Origin of the sequence: Flavobacterium xueshanense (genome assembly GCF_900112975.1) — a bacterium.
Lineage (GTDB): Bacteria > Bacteroidota > Bacteroidia > Flavobacteriales > Flavobacteriaceae > Flavobacterium > Flavobacterium xueshanense.
In genome coordinates this window covers 36408-61678 of sequence record NZ_FONQ01000005.1, presented here as the reverse complement: position 1 = coordinate 61678, position 25271 = coordinate 36408, and the positions used below count along the sequence as shown (strand labels likewise).

At 36.4% G+C, this 25271-nt stretch carries 20 protein-coding genes and 1 riboswitch; of the genes, 19 read left to right on the top strand and 1 reads right to left on the bottom strand.

Features of this window, described 5'->3' with window-relative positions; genetic code table 11:
- Window positions 1–10 precede the first annotated feature (10 nt).
- The 16 genes from BMZ76_RS16105 (at window position 11) to metF (ending at window position 20175) form a co-directional block, all read left to right on the top strand.
- Window positions 11–973, top strand: coding sequence for an alpha/beta fold hydrolase (locus BMZ76_RS16105; RefSeq protein WP_317615057.1), 963 nt, complete (start codon window positions 11–13; stop codon window positions 971–973).
- 18 nt (window positions 974–991) lie between these two features.
- On the top strand, window positions 992–3406 hold the full coding sequence (gene thrA / locus BMZ76_RS06765) for a bifunctional aspartate kinase/homoserine dehydrogenase I (protein ID WP_244281762.1): 2415 nt from the start codon (window positions 992–994) through the stop codon (window positions 3404–3406).
- A 153-nt stretch (window positions 3407–3559) separates the two neighbouring features.
- Window positions 3560–4009, top strand: coding sequence for an OsmC family protein (locus BMZ76_RS06760; protein ID WP_091204242.1), 450 nt, complete (start codon window positions 3560–3562; stop codon window positions 4007–4009).
- 83 nt (window positions 4010–4092) lie between these two features.
- Window positions 4093–5265, top strand: a complete 1173-nt coding sequence (locus BMZ76_RS06755; protein WP_091204241.1) for a trans-sulfuration enzyme family protein — start codon at window positions 4093–4095, stop codon at window positions 5263–5265.
- 193 nt (window positions 5266–5458) lie between these two features.
- Window positions 5459–5869: an RrF2 family transcriptional regulator gene (locus BMZ76_RS06750; RefSeq protein WP_091204240.1), complete on the top strand. Its 411-nt coding sequence runs from the start codon at window positions 5459–5461 to the stop codon at window positions 5867–5869.
- Window positions 5870–5985: 116 nt separating this feature from the next.
- A complete protein-coding gene (locus BMZ76_RS06745; protein WP_091204239.1) occupies window positions 5986–6888 on the top strand; it encodes a sulfite exporter TauE/SafE family protein in 903 nt (300 codons plus the stop codon).
- 14 nt (window positions 6889–6902) lie between these two features.
- Window positions 6903–7607: a phosphoadenylyl-sulfate reductase gene (locus tag BMZ76_RS06740; RefSeq protein ID WP_091204237.1), complete on the top strand. Its 705-nt coding sequence runs from the start codon at window positions 6903–6905 to the stop codon at window positions 7605–7607.
- Between the two features lie 71 nt (window positions 7608–7678).
- On the top strand, window positions 7679–8578 hold the full coding sequence (cysD, locus tag BMZ76_RS06735; protein ID WP_091204449.1) for a sulfate adenylyltransferase subunit CysD: 900 nt from the start codon (window positions 7679–7681) through the stop codon (window positions 8576–8578).
- A gap of 179 nt (window positions 8579–8757) precedes the next feature.
- Window positions 8758–10002 carry a sulfate adenylyltransferase subunit 1 gene (locus BMZ76_RS06730; protein WP_091204235.1) on the top strand — a complete coding sequence of 415 codons (1245 nt, stop codon included), beginning with the start codon at window positions 8758–8760 and terminating at the stop codon, window positions 10000–10002.
- A gap of 29 nt (window positions 10003–10031) precedes the next feature.
- Window positions 10032–12122 carry a HEPN domain-containing protein gene (locus BMZ76_RS06725; protein WP_091204447.1) on the top strand — a complete coding sequence of 697 codons (2091 nt, stop codon included), beginning with the start codon at window positions 10032–10034 and terminating at the stop codon, window positions 12120–12122.
- Window positions 12115–12888 carry a uroporphyrinogen-III C-methyltransferase gene (cobA, locus tag BMZ76_RS06720; protein ID WP_091204233.1) on the top strand — a complete coding sequence of 258 codons (774 nt, stop codon included), beginning with the start codon at window positions 12115–12117 and terminating at the stop codon, window positions 12886–12888. The genes BMZ76_RS06725 and cobA overlap by 8 nt, the downstream gene beginning before the upstream one ends.
- 2 nt (window positions 12889–12890) lie before the next feature.
- Window positions 12891–13472, top strand: a complete 582-nt coding sequence (locus BMZ76_RS06715; protein ID WP_091204230.1) for a precorrin-2 dehydrogenase/sirohydrochlorin ferrochelatase family protein — start codon at window positions 12891–12893, stop codon at window positions 13470–13472.
- 107 nt (window positions 13473–13579) lie between these two features.
- Window positions 13580–14632, top strand: a complete 1053-nt coding sequence (locus BMZ76_RS06710; RefSeq protein WP_091204228.1) for an NAD(P)/FAD-dependent oxidoreductase — start codon at window positions 13580–13582, stop codon at window positions 14630–14632.
- Between the two features lie 92 nt (window positions 14633–14724).
- A riboswitch (SAM riboswitch) is annotated at window positions 14725–14844 on the top strand.
- A 265-nt stretch (window positions 14845–15109) separates the two neighbouring features.
- Window positions 15110–16111 (top strand): homocysteine S-methyltransferase family protein, encoded by a 1002-nt coding sequence (locus BMZ76_RS06705; protein WP_091204225.1) that lies wholly within the window; start codon window positions 15110–15112, stop codon window positions 16109–16111.
- 350 nt (window positions 16112–16461) lie between these two features.
- The gene (gene metH, locus BMZ76_RS06700) at window positions 16462–19137 is read left to right on the top strand and encodes a methionine synthase (protein WP_091204223.1); all 2676 of its coding nucleotides are present in this window, start codon (window positions 16462–16464) and stop codon (window positions 19135–19137) included.
- A gap of 81 nt (window positions 19138–19218) precedes the next feature.
- Window positions 19219–20175 (top strand): methylenetetrahydrofolate reductase [NAD(P)H], encoded by a 957-nt coding sequence (gene metF, locus BMZ76_RS06695; protein ID WP_091204221.1) that lies wholly within the window; start codon window positions 19219–19221, stop codon window positions 20173–20175.
- Window positions 20176–20435: 260 nt separating this feature from the next.
- On the opposite strand, the gene gldA is transcribed toward metF, so the two are convergent.
- On the bottom strand, window positions 20436–21335 hold the full coding sequence (gldA, locus tag BMZ76_RS06690) for a gliding motility-associated ABC transporter ATP-binding subunit GldA (protein WP_091204220.1): 900 nt from the start codon (window positions 21333–21335) through the stop codon (window positions 20436–20438).
- 145 nt (window positions 21336–21480) lie between these two features.
- Here gldA and BMZ76_RS06685 point away from each other — a divergent pair, with 145 nt between their 5' ends.
- From BMZ76_RS06685 to BMZ76_RS06675, 3 genes are all read left to right on the top strand, one after another.
- Complete coding sequence (locus tag BMZ76_RS06685; protein ID WP_091204445.1) at window positions 21481–22734, top strand: dicarboxylate/amino acid:cation symporter; 1254 nt, start codon at window positions 21481–21483, stop codon at window positions 22732–22734.
- Window positions 22735–23124: 390 nt separating this feature from the next.
- Window positions 23125–23952, top strand: coding sequence for a prephenate dehydratase (locus BMZ76_RS06680; RefSeq protein ID WP_091204217.1), 828 nt, complete (start codon window positions 23125–23127; stop codon window positions 23950–23952).
- Window positions 23953–24002: 50 nt separating this feature from the next.
- Window positions 24003–25151 (top strand): pyridoxal phosphate-dependent aminotransferase, encoded by a 1149-nt coding sequence (locus BMZ76_RS06675; RefSeq protein WP_091204215.1) that lies wholly within the window; start codon window positions 24003–24005, stop codon window positions 25149–25151.
- Window positions 25152–25271 lie beyond the last annotated feature (120 nt).

The window sequence follows — 25271 nt, the reverse complement described above, 5'->3', positions numbered from 1 at the left end:
AGATTTGCAATTGGAAAATAAACCAACATCCATTACATTACAAAATTTTACCACCGAAAGTGGCGTTTTTTATGCTGCCTTAAACTTAAGTTTTCAAGTTTTTGGACTAGAATTGCATACTGCGCCAATCGTTTTGGTAAATCATGCATTGACCGGAAATTCCCAAGTTGTGGGATCAACGGGGTGGTGGAATGATTTAATTGGGGCAAATAAAACTATAGATACCACAAAATACACTATACTCGCTTTTAATGTTCCCGGAAATGGTTTTGATGATGCTATCATTGAAAATTATTTGGACTTTACTACCAGAGACATTGCCAGAATTTTTATTGAAGGCATTAATTTTCTTGAAATTAAAAAAACCTATGCTGTTATTGGCGGTTCTGTTGGCGGTGGAATCGCGTGGGAAATGGTTGCTTTGGAACCAAAAATCACACAACATTTAATTCCTATTGCAACCGATTGGAAATCGACGGATTGGCTGATTGCCAATTGCTTTTTGCAGGAACAAATTCTGAACAACTCTTCGAAACCTATTGAAGATGCTCGAACTCATGCTATGCTATGTTATAGAACACCGGAATCTTTTGCTTCAAAATTTCAGCGAACAACTAATGAAGAATTGGCAATTTTTAATGTAGAAAGCTGGTTGTTGCATCACGGCGAAAAATTACAGAAACGTTTTCAAATTTCGTCTTATAAAATGATGAACCAATTATTGAAGACCATAGATATTACTAGAAACCGCGATTCATTCGAAGAAATAACTTCAAAAATTGAAGCTGATATTCACATCATCGGAATCAATTCTGACTTGTTTTTTACTGCAAATGAAAATATAGCAACTTACGAGGAATTAAAAAAATATAAAAATAATGTAACCTATCAGGAAATTGTTTCCATCCACGGACACGATGCTTTTTTAATAGAATACAAACAATTACACAATTTGCTTCAGGATATATTCTAAGCCAAAAAACAGAACACAATGAAAATATTAAAATTTGGAGGTAAATCATTATCGAATGGCGACGGAATAAATAAAGTGGTCGCAATAATAACCGATAAAGTAAATCAGGGTGAAGAAATTGCTATTGTGGTTTCGGCAAGAGGAAATGCTACGGATGAATTAGTAGAAATTTTAAGTATTGCATCTAAAAATGGAGATTATAAACCGCTTTTTGAGGATTTCAAAAAATACCAACAAGACGAATATCAAAGCGTTGATTTGTCTGAGGAATTCAATGTCTTGGAAAAACTATTCGAAGGCATAAGTTTAATTGGCGATTACAGCAATAAAATTAAAGATCAGATTTTGTCAAAAGGAGAGTTGCTTTCGGCAAAATTACTGACCGCTATTCTGTTTGAAAATGGAATAAATGCTCGTTTTGCAGATACCAGAGAATTAATAAAAACCGATTCTAAATTTGGTAATGCACAACCTTTGGAACAAATTTCAAAGAAAAATGTCATCAATTATTTCAAGCAAAATAACGGAACAACGGTAAATATTATTACAGGTTTTATTGGTTCTAACAACAATAATGATACAACCACTTTAGGAAGAAACGGCAGTAATTATACCGCTTCATTGATTGCGAATTATTTGAATGCAGAAGAATTACAAAATTATACGCACGTAAACGGAATTTATACCGCTAATCCTGATTTAGTAGTTGATGCAAAGAAAATTGATCATTTATCGTTTAATGAAGCTAATGAAATAGCCAATTTTGGTGCGACCATTCTTCATGCCAAAACCATCATTCCTTTATTGGAAAAAAACATTCCACTTCGTATTTTGAATACATTTAATCACGAAAACAAAGGAACTTTAATTACTTCAAATTCAAATAAGGAAGGCATTAAAACGCTTTCAGTCTTGGAGAATGTGTCATTAGTAAACTTAGAAGGAAGAGGTTTGTTAGGAAAAACAGGTGTAGATGCCCGTATTTTTAGAGTAATGGGAGATAATGATATTAGCGTAAGTATCATTTCTCAAGGTTCGTCAGAAAGAGGAATTGGTTTGGTCGTCGCTGCGGATAAAGCGACTAAAGCTATGATTGAATTGGAGAAAGAATTCGAGAATGATTTCTATTCGAAAGATGTAAATAAAATCACGGTGACGGATGATGTTTCGGTAATTTCTATCATTGGCCAGGATCTGAGCACTTTTCACAAGCCTTATACGGCGTTGATAAAAAATAAAATTGTCCCAATTCTTTTCAATAATACCGTTACGGGTAAAAATGTGAGTTTAGTGGTGAAAAAATCGCAACTGAACAAAGCTTTAAACGTTATTCACGGAGAGATTTTTGGAGTAGCTAAGAAAATCAATATCGCTATTTTCGGACATGGATTAGTTGGCGGAACCTTGATTAACCAAATATTGGAATCAGCTGCAACTATCGAGAAAAGAAAAGACATCAAACTGAATGTTTTTGCGATTGCGAATTCAAAAAATGTACTGCTAAATAAAAACGGCGTTACTCCAAACTGGAAGAACGAAATCCAGAATAATGGTTTTTCTTATACTATCAATGATGTAATCGCTTACGCAAATGAGCATCATTTAGAGAATTTGATTGCGATTGATAACACGGCAAGTGCCACATTTGTTGAAAATTACATTCCACTTGCAGAAAGCAGTTTTGATTTGATTTCTTCTAATAAGGTGGCTAATACCTTAAGTTATAGTTTTTATAAAAAATTGCGAAAAGTATTAGCGGATAATCAAAAAAGTTATCTTTATGAAACGAATGTTGGAGCGGGATTACCGTTGATTGATACGATTAAATTATTGCACCTTTCGGGAGAAAATATCACGAAGATTAAAGGTGTTTTCTCTGGAACATTGAGTTATTTGTTCAATAATTTTTCTGCAAAAGAAGCTCCATTTAGTGAAATATTGAAAGAAGCAATTGATAACGGATATACCGAGCCAGATCCAAGAGAAGATTTATGCGGGAATGATGTAGGACGGAAATTATTAATTTTGGCAAGAGAATTGGACTTGCAAAATGAGTTTGAAGAAATTGATATTCAAAATTTAATTCCAGAACATTTACGCGAAGGGGATGTTTCTGATTTCTTGAATAAGTTGACAGAGTTTGATCCAATTTATGCTAAAATAAAAGCAGAACAAAAACCAAATCACGTGCTGCGATACATAGGCGAGTTGTCAGGTGATTTGCAAAATGACAAAGGGAACCTGGAAGTTAAACTAGTTTCTGTGCCATCAGATACTGCTTTAGGCGGATTGAAAGGTTCTGATTCTTTCTTCGAAATTTACACCGAATCATACGGCGACCGACCAATTGTAATTCAAGGCGCAGGGGCCGGATCAGCAGTAACGGCCAGAGGTGTTTTTGGAGATATTTTGAGGTTATCGGATAAAGGGTAATGATTTAAGATTGCAGATATAAAAAACAAAAATCCGCGTTTTTGAGATAGGAAATCCGTTTTGTCCGCGTTCAAAAAAATATAATTAATTAAAAAGGGACTGCCTCCAGTCTTGGCTTCCTTTCCTTCGGGGAGGGTTGGGGAGGGGAATAATATGAAAATAACATTAAACAGAGTAAACGACAATTACCACTTTGAATTAAAAAACGAGCGTGGTCACTTAGTAAATGTTGATAGCCGACCAGAATTTGGCGGAGACGATATGGGCGCAAGTCCAATGGAATTACTGTTGATGGGTGTTGCGGGTTGCAGTGCCATTGATATGATATCGATTTTGAAAAAACAGCGTCAGGAAATCACTTCTTTCAAAGCTGAGGTCGAAGGAGAGCGCATACAAGTAGGAGAAGCAAAACCATTTAAGGATATTCATATTGTGTTTTATTTGGAAGGGCCCATAAACGAAGAAAAAGCAGCGAGAGCAGCGCAACTTTCTTTTGAAAAATACTGTTCGGTCTCTAAAACATTAGAGCCAACAGCAACCATACATTACAAAGTAGTTTTGAATGGAAGCCCCCTAACCCCCGAAGGGGGAACTAGCAGCTAATAGCTGTAGGATAAATATTAAATTTAGTAACAAACAAATCGACCCCAATACAATTCCCCCTTCGGGGGTTAGGGGGCTTATTTATGGAAAATGATAATTTTGGTTTTGAAACCTCAGCCATCCGCACGCAATTAGAAAGAACGCAATATTTAGAGCACTCGGTTCCTTTATACTTAACTTCTAGTTTTGTATTTGAGGATGCCGAAGATATGCGTGCTTCTTTTGCCGAAGAGAAAGACAGGAATATTTATAGCCGTTACAGCAACCCAAACACAAACGAATTTGTTGATAAAGTGTGTAAAATGGAAGGTGCTTCCGCTGGTTTTGCCTTCGCATCCGGAATGGCAGCAGTGTATTCAACTTTGGCAGCTTTATTGAAATCTGGAGATCATATAGTTTCTTCCAGTAGTGTTTTTGGAGCGACACATTCTTTATTTATCAATTATTTTCCAAAATGGAATATTGAAACCTCCTATTTTGATATTAATAAGCCGGAAACGATTGAAAGTTTCATCACACCAAACACAAAAATTCTTTTTGCTGAATCACCTACCAATCCGGCTGTTGATATTATCGATTTAGAACTTTTGGGAACGATTGCTAAAAAACACAATTTAATTTTGATAATCGATAACTGCTTTGCCACACCGTATTTGCAACAACCAATTAAATGGGGCGCGCACTTAGTAGTGCATTCTGCTACCAAATTGATGGACGGTCAAGGTCGAGTTTTGGGCGGAATCACTGTGGGAGATACCGAATTGATTCAGAAAATCTACTTATTTTCGAGATTGACGGGTCCAGCTTTATCACCTTTTAATGCATGGGTATTATCTAAAAGTTTAGAAACATTAGCCATTCGATTGGACAGACATTGCGAAAATGCCATGAAAGTAGCAGAGTTTTTAGAAAATCATCCTCAGGTTAATAAAGTGAAATATCCATTCTTGAAATCGCATCCGCAATATGAAATTGCTCAAAAGCAAATGAAGTTGGGCGGAAACATTGTAGCTTTTGAAATTAAAGGCGGGTTAGAAGCAGGAAGAACTTTTCTAGATAAAATTAAATTATGTTCGCTTTCGCCCAATTTGGGAGATACCAGAACTATTGTTACGCATCCAGCCTCAACGACACATAGTAAATTGTCTGTTGAAGAACGTTTGGCAGTTAGCATTACCGATGGTTTAGTGCGTGTTTCAGTAGGATTGGAAACCGTAAAAGATGTAATTGCTGATTTGGAGCAGGCGCTTTCATAAAGATTTTTGAATGTAGATTATCGATCTTTGTCCCAAAGTTATGGGAGCAGATTTTCAATTCAACAATAATCGTTAACCTACATTCATTTTTCTTCATTCAAAAAGTATATTTTTGTTGTTATAAGAACGGTAGGTTTCAGATTGCTTTGAAATCAAAAATCAGTAATCGTTAAATTACAATTAAAAATCAATTATGCTTTCGAAAAAAACAAAATACGGAATAAAAGCACTTACTTTTTTGGCGCGCCAAAAAGACAATTCTCCTGTGCAAATTGCGGAGATAGCCAAGAGCGAGACTATTTCGATCAAATTTTTAGAAAGTATTTTATTGTTACTGCGTCATTCAGGTTTTTTAGGAGCCAAAAAAGGAAAAGGCGGTGGCTATTATTTGATAAAAGATCCCAAAGACATCAATATGGCTCATGTGTATAGAATTCTTGAAGGGCCAATTGCATTACTTCCTTGTGCCAGCCATAATTTTTATGAGCGTTGTGTGGACTGTTCGGATGAAGCTACTTGTGCGGTTCGAAAACTAATGATCGAAGTTCGTGATAACACCCTGAAAATTTTAGAAAGTAACACCTTGGCTGACATTGCATTTTAAAGAATAATCACAAAATAAATTTTGTAGTTACGTTAAAAGTTTTACTTTTGCAAAATAATCTACTACTCCGATGGGGTAATAGATTTATATATTAAAAACAGTTGAATAAAAAAAGCATGAGCCAAGAGTTGAAAGCCATTAATATTGATGTAAAATCGGAAACGACTTTTAAAGAACGCTTATGGGTTATTATTCCGGTTGTTTTATTGGTAGGCTTAATTTCTACATTGGTATACAATCATTATGCAGAATTTTCTTGGGATGGTTTTATAGCGGGATTTAATCAGGAATTTTTAATCTTTTTCTGCATCGGTGTTTTTGCACAATTAGTAGATGGAACTTTAGGAATGGGGTATGGGGCGACTTCAACTTCTTTTTTATTGGCGTATGGAATTCCGCCAGCGATTAGCAGTACAGGGGTTCACGTTGCTGAAATGTTTACAACCGGAGCTTCTGCCATTTCTCATCATCGATTTGGAAATATTAATAAAAAACTGGTCAGACATTTGTTAATCCCAGGTGTTTTAGGCTCTATTGCAGGTGCTTATTTACTATCGGATGTGATTGACGGTGATGCGATAAAGCCGTTTATTGCGGTGTATATGATAGCGTTGGCAATTATAATTATCCGAAAAGCAATGCAAAAAAACATCATTAAAAAGAAAACAAAGCGATTAAATATTCTGGCTTCTTTTGGAGGATTTATGGATTCAGTGGGCGGTGGCGGTTGGGGACCAATTGTGACGTCAACTTTACTTGGTAACGGAAGAAATCCGAGATATACTATAGGTTCAGTGAATGCAGCAGAATTTGCGGTTTCTTTCGCGAGTGGAATAACGTTCATGATTTTTGGAGGAATTCAAGGATGGCAGGTTATTATAGGTTTGATTTTAGGAGGCGTTATTGCTGCGCCAATTGCCGCTATTTTAGTTAATAAAATAAAGAGAAAGCCTATGATGATTTTAGTAGGCGTTTTAATTATTGTTTTGAGTTTAAAAACACTGTCTAAATTATTGTAAAGAGAAACGAAATTATGAGCATAGCGATAACCAATACTTTATTAGAAAAAACAAGAAGCTTATCCATCGAGGAGACGCTTGCTTTTTTGGCTAATGAATTCAAAGATAAAGTTGTTTTTTCTACTTCTTTTGGACAGGAAGATCAAGTGATTACGGCTATAATTGGTCAAAATGATTTACCAATTACTATTTTTACTTTAGATACAGGAAGACTATTTCAAGAAACGTATGATGTTTTTCACAAAACATTGAAAAAGTATAAAAAGGAAATAAAGGTTTATTTTCCGGAGGCTTCTAAGGTAGAAAATTTGTTAAATAAAAAAGGTCCAAACAGTTTCTACGAATCGGTGGAGAATAGAAAAGAATGTTGTTTTATTCGAAAAGTGGCTCCGTTAACTAAGGCATTAAAAGGAAATGAAATTTGGATTACCGGTTTACGTGCGGAACAATCAGAAAACAGAAATGATTTAGACCTTTTTGAATACGATGAAAAATTCGATATTATAAAATTCAATCCATTATTGAAATGGAATTTAGAAGAAGTTCAAAAATATATAGACGATAATAATGTGCCACAAAATGCATTGCACAAACAAGGATTTGTAAGCATAGGATGCGCTCCATGTACCAGAGCAATTACTCCTGATGAAGATATACGAGCGGGCAGATGGTGGTGGGAATCCAGTCATAAAGAGTGTGGTTTGCACCAAAAACAATAGCTTAACCGTTTATTTGTTTTATCGTTCTAACGAATAACCAAATAAACGAATAACCAAATAATTAAAGAATGATGAGTTCAATATTAAAAACAAACGCTTTAGAAAGCGAAGCGATATACATATTTAGAGAAGTTATTTCTCAATTTGACAAGCCGGTTTTACTTTTTTCTGGAGGGAAAGATTCCATTACATTGGTACGTTTAGCGCAGAAAGCATTTTTTCCTGCAAAAATTCCTTTTCCATTGTTGCATGTAGATACGGGACATAACTTTCCGGAAACTATTGCTTTTAGAGATAAACTAGTTGCTGAATTAGGTTTGGAATTAATTGTTCGTAATGTGCAGGATGCTATTGACGAAGGTAAAGTAGTGGAAGAATCAGGAAAATACTCGAGCAGAAATAGTTTGCAAACGACTACACTTTTGGATGCTATCGAAGAATTTAAATTTGATGCTTGTATTGGTGGAGCGCGTCGTGATGAAGAAAAAGCACGGGCTAAGGAACGTATTTTCTCTGTTCGTGATGATTTTGGTCAATGGGACGAAAAAAACCAGCGTCCGGAATTGTTTGATATTTTGAATGGGAAAATTGAAAACGGTCAAAACGTACGTGTGTTCCCAATTTCGAACTGGACAGAGCTAGATGTTTGGAGTTATATCGAAGAAGAGGAAATCGAAATCCCATCGATTTACTTTTCACATAAACGTAAGGTATTCTTGAGAGACGGTATGATCTGGTCCCATTCTCCATTTGTTTACCAAGAAGAAGATGAAGAAATAGAAGAAAGAATTGTTCGTTTTAGAACCGTGGGAGATATGAGTTGTACCGCAGCCGTTGATTCTTTTGCCGCAACGATTCAAGAAGTAGTTGGAGAAATTAGATCTTCAACTATTTCTGAAAGAGGAGCCAGAATTGATGATAAACGTTCCGAAGCTGCAATGGAAAAAAGAAAACAACAAGGGTACTTTTAGAATCCCCACCCCAGCCCTCCCCGAAGGGAAGGGAGCCATAGTTTGATAAAATTATTCAATGGTTAAGTGTTTGGAGGATAAAAATGGAATAAAAAGTAAAATAGTAATATATAAAAATATACCAGACTCGTCTCCCTTCCCTTCGGGGAGGGTCAGGGTGGGGAAAATATAACGGTAATATGGAAGTTTTAAAAATAGCAACAGCAGGAAGTGTAGATGACGGAAAGAGTACCTTAATCGGACGATTACTGTACGATACAAAATCCTTGACTACAGATAAGATTGAAGCAATAGAAAAAAGCAGCAAGCAAAAAGGATACGATTATTTAGATTTTTCTTTGGCTACCGATGGTTTGGTTGCTGAGAGAGAACAAGGGATCACGATTGATGTGGCGCATATTTATTTTTCGACGGCCAAAAAAAGTTACATTATTGCCGATACTCCGGGTCACGTAGAATATACGCGTAATATGGTTACCGGTGCTTCGACTTCACAGGTTTCGATTATATTAATTGATGCCCGTAAAGGCGTTATTGAGCAAACCTACAGACACTTTTTTATCAATAATTTATTGCGAGTAAAAGAAGTGATTGTTGCGGTAAATAAAATGGATTTGGTTGATTATTCTGAAGAAGTATACAATAAAATTAAAGCTGATTTTCAAGCTTTAAATGCAAAAAGTACTTTTAAAGAACAAACAGTTAGTTATATTCCGTTGAGTGCTATCAATGGAGGGAATGTCGTTAACAAATCAGAAAACATGCCTTGGTATGATGGGCAAACAGTTTTGGAACATTTAGAAAATTTAGAGCCAAAAGATGTATACGAAAAAGGACAAGCGCGTTTCCCTGTTCAAACAGTAATTCGGCCAAAAACGGAAGAGTATCATGATTTTAGAGGATACGCCGGAAAATTGTATGGAGACAATATTAAAGTAGGTGATGCGGTAACTGTTCTTCCATCGTTGACCGAATCTACAGTAACAAATATTCATTTTTTTGACAAACAATTTGATGAAGCGACAGCAGGATCTTCTATTACTTTGGAACTGGAAAACGATATCAATGTAACCAGAGGGGATATGATTGTAAAATCGAATGAACTTCCTAAAATTGAAAAAGACATCACAACAACTGTTTGTTGGATGGACAGCAAAAAGTTAGTTCCAGGAACAAAATATTTTATACAGCACAACACGAATCGAGTTTTGGCAAAAATTGAAAGTATTAAAAATGTAATTGCAACAGATTATTCGGGTTCAACTCCGGCAACTCAGTTAGCAATTAATGAAATAGGAGAAGTGAATATTAAGTTGAGTAAAGCTATATATTTTGATGCTTACAACGACAACAAGTCAAACGGTGCTTTTATTTTAATAGATGCCGCAACCAATACAACTGCAGGAGTTGGTTTTATAAACTAAACTTGGCTGTTGCTAAAAATATAACAAATATGCAAAGTTTTAGAACTGAAATAGAAGATCCGATTGTCCAAAGAGAGATTATCGATTTAGAAAAAAAAATTCATTCCTTCAGAAGTGGACAAATTGACGATGAGCGTTTTCGCAGTCTTCGTTTGGCACGTGGTATTTATGGTCAACGTCAAGAAGGTGTGCAAATGATTCGTATTAAATTGCCATACGGAAAAGTGACAAGCGAACAATTGAAGCGTATTACTGAAGTATCAGATAAATATTCGACAGGGCGTTTGCACATTACAACCCGTCAGGATATTCAGATTCACTATGTGAGTTTAGACAGGACACCTGAGCTTTGGTCTGAGCTGGCCAAAAATGATATCACGCTGAGAGAAGCTTGTGGAAACACAGTGCGTAATATTACAGCAAGTGAATTAGCGGGTGTAGATGTAGATGAGCCTTTTGATGTGTCTCCTTATGCACATGCTGTATTTCAGTATTTATTGCGTAACCCAATTTGTCAGGAAATGGGACGTAAATTCAAAATATCATTCTCATCTTCTGATAAAGACACTGCTTTGAGTTATGTGCACGATTTAGGTTTTATTCCAAAAATTGTAAATGGCGAAAAAGGGTTCAAAATAATGTTTGCCGGTGGTTTAGGCTCTCAACCAAGTCATGCTGAATTGCTTTCGGAATTTGTACCGGTGAACCAAATTATTCCAACTGCCGAAGGGATAATCAGGGTTTTTGACCGATTTGGAGAAAGAACAAAACGTTTGAAAGCACGTATGAAATTCTTAATCAAAGACTTGGGCCGTGAGGAGTTTTTACGTTTGGTTGATGAAGAGAAAAAAGCCTTGCCTTTTCATTCTTACGAAATTGACACTACCGCTTTTGAAGGTCCAATTACAGAACCTTTATTGGCAGTGCCAGCAGTAACAATTGATGACGTTGAAGCTTTTGAAGCGTGGAAAAAATCAAATGTGATTGTACAAAAACAAACAGGATATGTAGCTATTGGTATTAAAGTGCTTTTAGGAGATTTTTATACAGATAAAGCAAAATTGTTAGCCGATTTGATTAAAAATTACGGAGCGAATGAATTGCGCTTTTCATTGCGACAAAACATCGTTTTGCGTAATATTAAAGAAGAAAATCTAGCGTTCTTTTACCAGGAATTATCCAAATTGGATTTTGTTGCTTTAGGATATGAAACTATCGGAGACATCACGGCTTGTCCGGGTACTGATACTTGTAATTTAGGTATCGCAAGTAGTACTGGTATTGCAGATGAATTAGAAAGAGTCTTAAAAACGGAATACCCACAATATAGCAACAATCAACAAATCGCCATAAAAATTAGCGGTTGTATGAATGCTTGCGGACAGCATAATATGTCCGAAATAGGTTTTCAGGGAATGTCCATTAATGCAGGAAAACTAGTTGCGCCAGCGCTTCAGGTTTTATTAGGTGGGGGAAATTTAGGAAACGGAAACGGAAGATTTTCGGATAAAGTAATCAAAATTCCAAGTAGAAGAGGACCCGATGCGTTGCGTTATATTTTAAATGATTTTGAATCAAACGGAAACGGACAATCGTTTTTGAATTATTATAATGCCAAAGGGGAGAAATATTTCTACGAATTTTTGAAACCATTAGCTAATATAACAAACCTTACAGAGGCTGATTTTGTAGATTGGGGAAATGCTGATAACTACGTAAAAGCAGTTGGAGTAGGAGAATGCGCCGGAGTTGTTATTGATTTGGTGGCTACTTTAATATTAGAAGCCAAAGATAAAATGACTTTCGCACAAGAAGCTTTCGAAGATAAAAAATGGGCGGATGCGATTTACTTGGCGTACGCAGGTTTTGTAAATGGTGCCAAAGCAATATTATTGGCTGAAAACGAAAAAACAAATCACCACGCTGGAATTATCGATTTATTTGATACTATTTTTATCGAAAGCAAAAAAATAGAATTGGATTCAAGCTTCAAAGATTTGGTTTATCAAATCAAATCGAATGAGCCTTCGGCAGAATTTGCACAAAAATACATCCAACAAGGCGTTGCGTTTTTTGATACAATAGAGAAATATAGAGCAAAAGATTTAGCCGATGCTTAAAAATATACAACCAACAGTTACGCTAGTGGGTGCGGGTCCAGGTGATCCGGATCTGTTGACAATCAAAGGTGCAAAGGCACTGGCTGAGGCCAATGTCGTTTTGTATGATGCCTTGGCAAACGAAGAAATTTTAAGTTATGCACCTAAAAAAGCAATTAAAATATTTGTAGGCAAACGTAAAGGTTGTCATGAATACACGCAAGACCAAATCAACCAATTGATTGTAGATAACGCGCTTACCTACGGACATGTGGTTCGTTTAAAAGGTGGCGATCCATTTATTTTTGGTCGTGGCGGTGAGGAAATAGACTTTGTAGAAAGTTTTGGGATACCTACATTTGTAGTGCCTGGAATTTCATCGTCGATTGCCGTTCCTGCATATCAAGGTATTTCGTTGACCAAAAGAGGTGTTTCGGAAAGTTTTTGGGTAATTACGGGTACAACTTCTGACAGGAAATTGTCAAATGATGTGGCTTTAGCAGCGCAATCATCGGCAACAGTTGTGATTTTAATGGGAATGAGTAAACTGTCACAAATTGTGTCATTATTCCAAAAAGAATCAAAAGGAGAAACCCCCGTTGCAATTATACAAAACGGAACTACCAGTCAGGAGAAAATTGGAGTTGGAACGATTGACACTATCCAACAAGTTGTGGCGGAAAATAAATTAAGTAACCCTGCGATTATTGTCATTGGAGAAGTAGTTAAAGAAAGTAATAAATTAAAAGGATTTTACGAAGAATTTATAGCAAAAGAAATACAATAACATTGGAAAGAAACGAATTATATCCTGTTTTTTTAAAACTACACAACCTTAATGTACTTATTGTAGGTGGAGGAAATGTGGGTTTAGAAAAGTTATCTTTCATGTTGAAATCCAGTCCAAATGCCAATGTTGAGGTGGTGGCACCAAGGTTTCTTCCGGAATTGGAAGGCCTGGCAGCAAAACATTCTTCGGTAAAATTGACTTATAAAAAGTTTAATCGCTGGATGCTTCGCAAGCGACACATGGTAATTGCTTGCACCGATGATTTGAAAGTCAATAAACGAGTATTCGACTTGTGTCGAAAAAGATATTTAATTTGCAATATTGCCGATACACCGCCATTATGTGATTATTATTTGGGCGGAATTGTAACCAAAGGAAATGTAAAAATCGCCATTTCAACCAACGGAAAATCACCGACAACAGCCAAAAGATTACGAGAATTTTTTGAAGAAATAATTCCGGACGATATTAATACAATGGTTGAAAACCTTAATGAATATCGCAAAACACTCAAAGGGAATTTTGAAGAAAAAGTTCAAAAAATGAATGAAATCACTGAGGCGTTAAAAAACAAAGAATAAAAGCATCGCATTATAACGAATGATATTTATCATTTTAAGTTGTAAAAATCAATCGTTAATTTGTATTAAATAGTTTATTACAATTACATTACATAAAGAATAAAAAAATGATTAAAACAGACATACTTATAATAGGAGCCGGACCAACTGGTTTATTTGCCGTTTTTGAAGCTGGATTACTGAAATTAAAATGCCATATTTTAGATGCTTTGCCACAAGCGGGCGGACAGCTTTCAGAATTATATCCTAAAAAACCTATCTATGATATTCCAGGTTTTCCAGAAGTATTAGCAGGTGATTTGGTGGATAATTTAATGGAACAAATCAAGCAATTTGAACCAGGATTTACGCTTGGAGAACGTGCAGAAACGATTGAAAAACAAGAAGACGGAAGTTTTATTGTAACGTCAAATAAAGGAAAAAAATTCCATGCTCCAGTTGTTGCGATTGCTGGTGGATTAGGAAGTTTTGAACCCAGAAAACCATTAATAGAAGACATCGAATTTTACGAAGATAAAGGAATCAAATATTTCATTAAAAACCCGGAAAAATTTAGAGACAAAAGAGTGGTGATTGCAGGCGGTGGTGACTCGGCTTTAGACTGGAGTATTTTCTTGTCGAATATTGCTTCCGAAGTGACTTTAATTCACCGTAGAAATGAATTCAGAGGAGCCTTGGATTCGGTCGAAAAAGTGCAGGAATTAAAAGATTCAGGAAAAATAAAAATGATCACACCGGCGGAAGTAGTTGGTTTAAATGGAGCCGAACATTTAGAATCAATTGATATTGAAGAAAATGGAGCCCATAGAACCATTCCTACTGACTATTTTATTCCGCTTTTTGGATTAACTCCAAAGTTAGGTCCTATCGGAGACTGGGGATTAGACATTGAAAAAAATGCCATCAAAGTAAATAATGCTTTGGATTACCAAACGAATATTCCCGGAATTTTTGCCATTGGTGACGTAAACACTTATCCAGGAAAATTAAAACTGATTCTTTGTGGATTCCACGAAGCGACTATGATGTGTCAGGCAGCCTACCAAATAATCAATCCGGGTAAGAAATATGTATTGAAATATACTACAGTTTCTGGTGTTGACGGATTTGACGGAACCCGTAAAGAAGCTCCAAAAGCCGTGGTTAAAGCCATAGTTTAACAACTTAGTACAAACTAGTTAAAAAATATAGCGCTAATACTTGCAAGTATTGGCGCTATGTCTTTACTTTGCACTGTTCCTATATTTATTGAAAGTTATCACGAAAGGCGGAGGGAAAGACCCAATGAAACCTTAGCAACCCTTTATCTTTAAAGAAGGTGCTACATTCTACTTTATACAGAACCAGTTTCAGTATTTAAGATAGATAACACACAAATACTCACTTAGTATTTCTCAAACCTTTTCTTGACAACATATATTTTTAGCCTACTGAATTATTTTCAGTATCAGGAGCGAACAATTGGCGTTTTTTTGCCAATACCGTTCCCGCTTTACGCTTTATCTTTTTTTCTGAACACCAGAAAAAAAGGATATCGCTTCAATCGGGGCTAAAGAGCTCATATAGTGAACTTTTGTAATTAGTAATCAAAAGTATAAATCCCGAAATGGATCGCGATTTACAAGAAATAAAAAGTTATGTCAAGCATTCAAGAAGCCATTAGAAAAAACATACTCATACTCGATGGAGCTATGGGAACCATGTTGCAACGTTACAATTTCTCTGAAGAAGATTTCCGAGGAGAACGTTTTAAAGATTTTCCACATTCCTTAAAAGGAAACAACGATTTGTTGTCATTAACGCAGCCACAAGCGATTCGAGCAGTTCACGCCGCTTATTTTGAAGCAGGAGCGGATATCGTCGAAACCAATACTTTTTCTGGAACCACCATTGGAATGGCTGATTACCATCTCGAAGATTTGGTCTATGAACTCAACTACGAATCGGCACGAATTGCCCGCGAAGTAGCCGATGAATTTACAGCCAAAAATCCAGATAAACCTCGTTTTGTAGCCGGTTCAATTGGACCAACAAACAGAACTGCGAGTATGTCGCCAGATGTAAATGATCCGGGTTACAGAGCGGTAACTTTTGATGATTTACGCATTGCTTACAAACAACAAGTAGAAGCGTTAATAGACGGAGGAAGTGATTTATTATTGGTGGAAACTATTTTCGACACGCTAAATGCCAAAGCGGCACTTTTCGCCATTGAAGAAGTTAAAGACGAACGCAATATTGATATCCCAATCATGGTTTCGGGAACAATTACAGATGCATCAGGAAGAACACTTTCAGGTCAAACCGTGGAAGCTTTTTTGGTTTCGGTGTCGCACATTCCGTTGTTGAGTGTAGGTTTCAATTGTGCTTTAGGAGCCGATTTGCTGAAACCGTATTTACAAACATTGGCGCAAAACACTTCTTTCAACGTGTCGGCGCATCCGAATGCAGGATTGCCTAACGCTTTTGGCGAGTACGATGAAACGCCCGAACAGATGCAAGCTTTCATCAAAGAATATCTAGACGATAATTTAGTCAATATCATAGGTGGTTGTTGCGGAACAACGCCGGAACATATCAAATTGATTGCAGATATTGCAAAGGAGTATAAACCCAGAGTATCAACGGCGACGATGTAGTTAAATTTCTTACAAGGTTTTTTTCAAACCTTGTAGGTATGTTTGAAAATAGATGATTACGAGATGATACAGTAGTTAAACCTCAGTTATCGCAAGCGCTATGACAAAAAGAAGTATGATGTTTAAGGACTTACTGAATGAGATTGCTTCGTTCCTCGCAATGACATAGAAAGTACAAAACTGCGTGAGGGATAACAGTGAAAAGCCCACAGACAAATGAAGCGAAGCGGAATTAGTCGAGGACTTGTAACGGATAGCCCGACCCTTTTTTGGGTCACGCCCAAATTATAAGAACAATAAGTTACTCCGATACGGTTTTTAAAACCTTTCAGGATCAAATAAAATAGAAAATGGCAAACGAAACTAGAAGAAACCTCGTATTATCGGGATTAGAGCCTTTAATCATTACGCCGGAAAGCGTTTTTGTTAATATTGGTGAACGAACGAATGTTACGGGTTCTAGAAAATTCCTTCGGTTAATCAAGGAAGAAAAATACGAGGAAGCGCTCAGTATCGCTAAAGAGCAAGTAGAAGGTGGCGCGCAAATCATCGATATTAATATGGATGAAGGAATGCTTGATGGCGAATATGCCATGACAAAATTCCTGAATTTAATCGCTGCTGAACCGGATATTTCGAGAGTTCCGATTATGATCGATAGCTCAAAATGGGATATTATCGAAGCGGGTTTAAAAGTGGTGCAAGGAAAGAGTGTGGTAAATTCGATTTCATTGAAAGAAGGCGAAGAACAATTTATTCATCACGCTAAATTGATTAAGCGCTACGGTGCTGCGGCAATTATTATGGCTTTTGACGAAACGGGACAAGCTGATAATTATGAACGCCGGGTAGAAATTTGCCAACGATCGTATGATATTTTGGTAAATAAAGTTGGTTTTCCGGCTCAGGATATTATTTTCGATTTGAATATATTTCCTGTGGCAACAGGAATGGAAGAACACCGTGAAAACGCCTTGGATTTCTTTAGAGGAACCAAATGGGTTAGAGAGAATCTTCCGCATGCACACATTAGTGGTGGGGTAAGTAATGTTTCGTTCTCGTTTAGAGGAAATGATACAGTTCGGGAAGCGATGCACTCGGTATTTTTATATCATGCCATTCAACATGGTATGACGATGGGGATTGTGAATCCTGAAATGCTTTCTATTTACGACGAAATTCCAAAGGAACTTTTGGAACGCGTTGAAGATGTAATTCTAAACAGACGTGATGATGCCACCGAAAGGTTGTTAGACTTTGCCGAAAATGTAAAAGGAGATGTAAAGAATAATGAAAAAGCGGTACAGGAATGGCGTTCAGGCACCATACAAGAACGATTGACACATTCGCTAGTAAAAGGAGTTGATGAATTCATAGAAATTGATGTTGAAGAAGCCCGATTGGCAGCTACAAAACCTATCGAGGTTATCGAAATCAATTTGATGACGGGAATGAATGTCGTTGGGGATTTATTTGGTTCGGGTAAAATGTTTTTGCCGCAAGTGGTAAAATCAGCCCGAGTAATGAAAAAAGCTGTGGCTTATTTACTGCCTTTTATTGAAGCTGAAAAAGATGGAGTCTCCAGTTTTGCAGGTCGTATCTTGATGGCGACTGTCAAAGGAGATGTGCATGATATTGGGAAAAATATTGTTTCGGTTGTTTTAGCCTGTAACAATTATGAAATCATCGATTTAGGTGTAATGGTTGCGCCTGAGAAAATCATTGCAGCAGCAATTGAGCACAATGTTGACATTATTGGATTAAGCGGATTAATAACACCTTCGCTTGACGAAATGGTTTATTTGGCCAAGGAATTAGACAAAAAAAACATAAAAATTCCTGTAATGATTGGTGGAGCAACTACTTCACGAGCGCACACTGCCGTGAAAATTGCACCACAATATAGAGAAACGGTTATTCATGTAAATGATGCTTCGAGAGCTGTAACGGTTGCCGGAAATTTATTGAACAAGGATAGAAAGATATATGCAAGCGACATCAGGGCTGATTACGACGCTTTTAGAGAGACCTTTTTGAACCGTTCACGTGACAAAAACTTCTTGACTATTGAGCAAGCCCGTAAAAATAAATTGCAGTTGGATTGGGATAATTTTACTCCTGTAAAACCAAATGTAATTGGAGAACAAACTATCGAAGTCGATTTAGATGTTTTGGTTCCTTATATCGACTGGACGCCGTTTTTTAGAACATGGGAGTTGTTCGGGAAATATCCAGCGATTTTAACGGATACTGTTGTTGGGGAACAAGCTACTTCCGTTTTTGCAGATGCACAAGAAATGCTGGAAGTTATTTTGAAAGAAAAGAAACTGACAGCCAAAGGAATTTATGGAATTTTCCCTGCCAATCAAGTGAACGATGACGACATTGAGTTAAGTGATGAAAACGGAAAAGTGTTAGAGAAATTTTTGACGTTGCGTCAGCAATCACAAAAAACAAAAGGTGCTCCAAACATTGCCTTGTCGGATTTTATCGCCCCAAAAGACAGTGGTAAAACGGATTATATGGGCGCATTTTGTGTCACGACCGGTTTTGGTGTCGATGAGTGGGCGGCTGAATTCGAAAGAGATTTAGATGATTACAATTCGATTATGGTCAAAGCATTGGCGGATCGTTTTGCAGAGGCTTTTGCGGAATATTTACATGAGAAAGTACGGAAAGAAATTTGGGGCTATTCATCTGATGAAGCTTTGAGTACTGAGGCTATGATTGCCGAAGATTATAAAGGAATTCGTCCCGCTCCAGGATATCCGGCTTGTCCTGACCATTTAGAAAAACCAACGATTTGGAAATTACTGAATGTAGAACAAGAAATTGGAGTGACCTTGACTGAAAGTATGGCAATGTGGCCCGCTTCATCGGTTTCTGGGTACTATTTTGGTAATCCGCAAAGTAAGTATTTTGGACTCGGAAAAATAAAAGAAGACCAAGTTATTGATTATGCGAAACGAAGAAGCGTTTCAACCGAAGTAGCCACGAGATGGTTAAGCCCGAATATAGCAGATTAAAAACACAGTCATAAAGTCAAAAGTCATAAAGTCCAAAGGACGTGACTCTCGACATTTGACATTCAAACTTTAAGACTTAAGATGAAAGTAACTCAACATATAGAAGACGCAAAAAAGAAAACATTATTCTCCTTTGAAATTATTCCGCCGCAAAAGGGGAAAAGTATTCAGGAATTATACGACAATATTGATCCGTTGATGGAGTTTAAACCTCCTTTTATAGATGTAACGACTTCAAGAGAAGAGTTTATTTATATCGACAAAGGCAACGGTTTATTAGACAAAAGACTGACCAGAATGCGCCCCGGAACATTGGGTATTTGTGCATCCATAAAACACAAATACAATGTAGATACGATCCCGCACGTCCTTTGCGGCGGTTTTACCAAAGAAGAAACCGAGTACCTATTGGTTGATTGCCATTATTTGGGTTTAGATAACGTAATGGCTTTGCGTGGTGACGCCATGAAGGATGAACAATATTTTATTCCAAAACAGGGCGGGAATGATTTTGCAGTCGATCTGGTGAAACAAATCAATCAACTGAATCAAGGAAAATATTTGCATGATGTTATGGAAGTCGATAACAAATCCAATTTTTGTATTGGAGTTGCGGGTTATCCGGAGAAACATTTGGAATCTCCTTCTTTGCAATCCGATTTAAAAAGATTGAAAGAAAAAGTGGATGCCGGAGCCGACTATGTGGTAACCCAAATGTTTTTTGACAATGCCAAATACTTCGAGTTTGTTGCCAAAGCCAGAGAAATGGGCATTATGGTTCCTATTATTCCGGGAATCAAACCTATTGCAGTGCAAAGACACTTACAAGTATTGCCACAAATTTTCAGAATTGACTTGCCTGAAGATTTGATTCAAGCAATAGATCAATGCAAAAATAATGCTGACATCAAACAAGTAGGGATCGAATGGGCAATTCAGCAATCATTAGAATTGAAAGCTGCCGGCGTTCCCGTTTTGCATTATTATTCTATGGGAAAATCAGAAAATATCCGTCAAATAGCAAGTAAGATTTTTTAGGAGCTATTTCCAGCTATTCGTTACAATCTTTTCTTGTCTCAAAAAACGAGACAAGAAAAGGATTTTCACTGCTATCCGGGCTAGGGATTTTACGATTATCAAAATCTTTATTCATTTCAAAATCTTGTAATTTTGTCATTCAGGTGGAGCAAGAAATTTATTGTGTAGATTTCTCCTTTGTCGGAATGACAAATCAAACGGTATAAATAGTATAAATGGGTAGTAGTTTTCATCTGCAAACTGCGAATGAACACTGATTACTATTTTTTCGTAATCTCTCTAAAAACAGCCTCTAAATTTTTATTCTTCTGATTCAGTTGTAGCGTTTTCAAGCCATTTGCAGAAGCAAAATCAAAAACAGCGGGGCGCATGTCTTTATCCGCTTTGAAAGTCAATTCCCAAATCATGTCGTGCGTATTTTTATAAGAAACAAGATTTTCTATTTTAGCAATAGCTTGTTCCTCTATTTTATAATCAAATTCTACTTCGATAACTTGCTCGTTGTCCCCGGAAATTAAGTTATCCAGTTTTTTATCGGCAACAATTTTACCGTTATTGATGATGATCACGCGGTCACAAATTGCTTCGACTTCCTGCATAATGTGTGTAGAAAGGAAAACAGTTTTGTCTTTCCCCACATTTTTTATCACGTTACGAATTTCCATTAATTGATTCGGATCTAAACCAGTCGTTGGTTCATCCAAAATCAAAACATCAGGATTGTGTAATAAAGCGTTGGCAAGACCTACACGCTGACGGTATCCTTTGGATAATTGGCCTATTTTTTTATGACTTTCGGTAGTTAAACCGGTAAGCTTAATTACTTCGTCGATACGGGATTTAGCTACTTTATAGACATCGGCATTGAAAGCCAGATATTCTCTCACATACAAATCCAAATACAGCGGATTGTGCTCCGGTAAATAGCCAATTGAAAGTTGAACGGCTTTTTGTTGGGTGTTTACATCGTTTCCATTTACGATTGCTGAACCTTCATCGGCATTAATGTACGTGGTCAATATTTTCATTAACGTTGATTTTCCGGCTCCATTTGGACCCAGGAAACCAACGATTTCTCCTTTTTTTATAGAAAACGAAATGTTATCCAGCGCTTCTTGCGAACCGTAACTTTTTGATATATTGTTAACTTCTATCGACATGGGATTTTATTTGTTGCAAAAGTAAACAGAAAAAGTATTGATTTATTGTTTTTGTAACTCAATAAATAAAAGACCTTCGTCAAAGTTTACTAAGCAAGAGGATATTCTCTTTTAGATTTATATATTTACCATAAACTATATGAATATGAATTTGAAAACTACACAATCAGGCAGTTTCTTGAAAAACTACAAAAGCATTTTATTGCTTCTCGGCGGAATTTTGGCAGGAAGTATATTGGGTTTAGTTTTTGGAAAAGGTGTAGAAGTGATTAAACCTTTGGGCGATATATTTCTAAATTTATTGTTTACCGCAATTATCCCGTTGATATTTTTTACGATTGCATCTTCAATTGCCAATTTAGAAAAATCAGAGAAACTCGGTAAATTGTTTGCAATTGTCATTGGCGTGTTTTTAAGTACAGTATTAATTTCGGCCGTTTTGATGCTCGTTGGCGTATTGTTATTTCCTATTCAGCAAGACATTATAATTTCCAAACTTCCATTGGTAAGCATTCAGGAAAGTTCTGCGGGTTCACAAATTACCCAGTTGCTTACTGCCAGTGACTTTTTTGAACTGTTGTCTCGTAAAAATATGTTAGCACTTATTATATTTTCTTTTTTAATAGGATTTGCCAGTTTGCATTCGGGAGAGAAAGGAAAAGATTTTAGTCGGTTCTTGAATTCAGGAAACGAAGTGATGAAACAATTGCTACATATGATTATGAAAACGGCTCCAATAGGTCTTGGTGCATATTTTGCATATCAGGTTGGAATTTTTGGACCGCAATTATTTGGCGCTTACGCAAAACCTTTGGGGCTGTATTATGCGGTTTGTGCTTTTTACTTTATTGTATTTTTTAGTTTGTACGCTTTTATCGCTGGAGGAAAATTAGGATTTACAGTGTTTTGGAAAAATAACATTACGCCTTCCTTAACGGCATTGGGAACTTGCAGCAGCATTGCAACAATTCCTGCCAATCTGGAAGGTGCCGAAAAAATGAATATTCCTGCACACATCAGAAATGTTGTTATTCCATTGGGTGCGCCTTTGCATAAAGATGGTTCGAGTATGTCGTCTATTATAAAAATTGCGGTTATTTTCGCCATGTTTGGCAAAGATTTCACAGATCCAAATACGTTACTGACGGCGTTGGGAATTACTATAATTGTTTCGGTAGTCGAAGGTGGCATTCCAAATGGAGGTTACATCGGAGAAATTCTGGCGATAACCGTGTATGGATTTCCAATGGAACAGGCACTTCCTGCAGCAATGATCGTGGGAACGCTTGTAGATCCTATGGCAACGTTACTGAATGCGAATGGCGATTTGGTTTCGGCAATGATGGTAACCCGAATTTCTGAAGGAAAAAATTGGCTTACTGAAAAATTAGTAGCTTAATTTGAGTTTGATTTTAAAGATAAATTGTTAAAAATAATCTTTTGTATCTCTAACGTCACAAATGTTGACTAATTAAAAAGGATTTTAAAAGTCTTTTTTTTAAACATTATATAATTAATAAACAGTTTTTTAACGAATCCTATTTTTGTTCAATAAAACCAGCTTTTTCTTTTGGATAGCTGGAAATTATGTATACATTAGCAGAGTAATTAATACAAAAAACAACAACCGTATGTTGAATAACCGATTTTATTTTAGCAATTCTTATTATTTCTTCTGGAAAGCAGAAAGGGATTGTTATATGGTTATTTGATTATAAAATTAAATTAATACTATTAATATACAATCCCGATGAAAATCGGGATTTTTTTTTGCTTAAAAGTTTATATAATGAATGAAATAATCGGAATACAAGGTATAACGGGTTCTTTTCACCATCAGGTGGCACAAGAATATTTTGATCAGGATGTTGTTGTTGATGAATGTTTGTCCTTTGAAGAACTAGTAGATAACCTGCTTTCCGGCAAATCCGATCAGGCGGTTATGGCGATAGAAAATTCTATTGCGGGTCCAATTATCCCGAATTATGCTTTAATTGACAAAAATAATTTGCACATTATAGGAGAACATTATTTAATAATTCATCAAAATTTTATGGCCTTAAAAGGTCAAAAAATGGAAGATATTCAGGAAGTACATTCGCATCCTATGGCTATTTTACAATGTATGGAATTTCTAAAAAAATATCCAAATATAAAATTAGTCGAAGATAAAGATACTGCCGAAACGGCGCGTAGAATTCAGGAAAAGCAGTTGAAAGGAATTGCCGCAATCGCTAGTAAAACAGCTTCTGAAATGTATGATTTAGAAATTTTGGCTCCGGAGATTCAAACGATTAAAAACAACATGACACGTTTTGTGATTATCAAAAAGGAGAATTCATTTGTTCCGGAAAACGAAATCAACAGAGCGTCCATTAAATTTGAATTGGATCACAAACGAGGCAGTTTAGCAGCAGTTTTAAATGTAATGAGCGATTGCAAATTGAATTTGACAAAAATACAATCGTTACCAAAAATAGAAACGCCTTGGAAATATTCGTTTTTTGTGGATGTTACTTTCGAAAAATACGAAGATTATGCAAAAGCAAAGTCACTACTGATCATCATGGCAGAGTATTTCAAAGTATTAGGCGAATATAAAAACACAAAATTATAATTAGCCGAAACTTACAAAATCGAAAGTCAAAAGAATCTTAAAATTTACACATGATTACTACAGCGAAACGTCTCGATATAATTGAAGAATACTATTTCTCCTCAAAACTAAGAGAAGTAAGACAACTGGCTTCTGAGGGTAAACCAATTATCAATATGGGAATTGGAAGTCCGGATTTACAGCCGTCACAAGCGGTTATTGATGCAATGGTTTTGGCAATGCAAGATGAAAATGCACATCAATATCAAAGTTATCAGGGGTTACCGGAATTGCGTCAAGGAATGGCAGATTTTTATCAGAACAACTATCAAGTAGCGTTAAACCCAGCTAACGAAATTTTGCCTTTGATGGGTTCCAAAGAAGGAATTATGCATATTTCACTGGCTTTCTTGAATGAAGGCGATCAGGTGCTGATTCCTAATCCTGGTTATCCAACATATACTTCGGTGACGAATCTTGTGGGAGCCGTTCCAGTTTATTACGATTTAAAAGAAACTAATAATTGGGAGCCTGATTTTGAAGCTTTGGAAAAACTGGATTTATCGAAAGTAAAAATCATGTGGATTGGTTATCCGCACATGCCAACAGGAGCAAGAGGAAGTTTGCAGTTGTTTGAGAAGTTGGTGGCTTTCGCCAAAAAGCATAATATTTTGTTAGTAAATGACAATCCGTATAGTTTTGTTTTGAACGATAATCCGATGAGTTTGCTGCAAGTGGAAGGCGCAAAAGACGTCGCTTTAGAATTAAATTCTTTGAGCAAAACGTTCAACATGGCAGGCTGGAGAGTTGGAATGGTTTTAGGAAATGCAGCATGTATTGATGCTGTACTAAAAGTAAAAAGCAACATGGATAGTGGCATGTTTTATGGGATTCAGAAAGGGGCAATTGAAGCTTTAAAAAGTGACAAAGCTTGGTTTGAATCGATGAATGCGATTTATAAAAAACGCCGAATTCGTACTGAGCAACTGGCGGAGAAATTGGGCTGTAAAGTTTATAAAGAAGGAGTTGGATTATTTGTTTGGGCAAAATTGCCGGACGGAATCTCATCGGCGGAGAATTTCATTGACGAAATTTTATATGACAAATCAATTTTTATTACGCCGGGAACCATTTTTGGAAGTAATGGTGAAGGATATATTCGATTTGCATTGTGTGTAAAAGAAGAAAAAGTACAGGAAGCTATTGACAGATTTGCTTAAAAAACATTTGTTTTAGGAAAAATAAACGTCTGAATTACGAGATGCCTTAGCCCTGATAGTAGTGGAAATCCTTTCTAGTCCTGAACTTGTTTCAGGATCCTGAAACAAGTTCAGGACTAG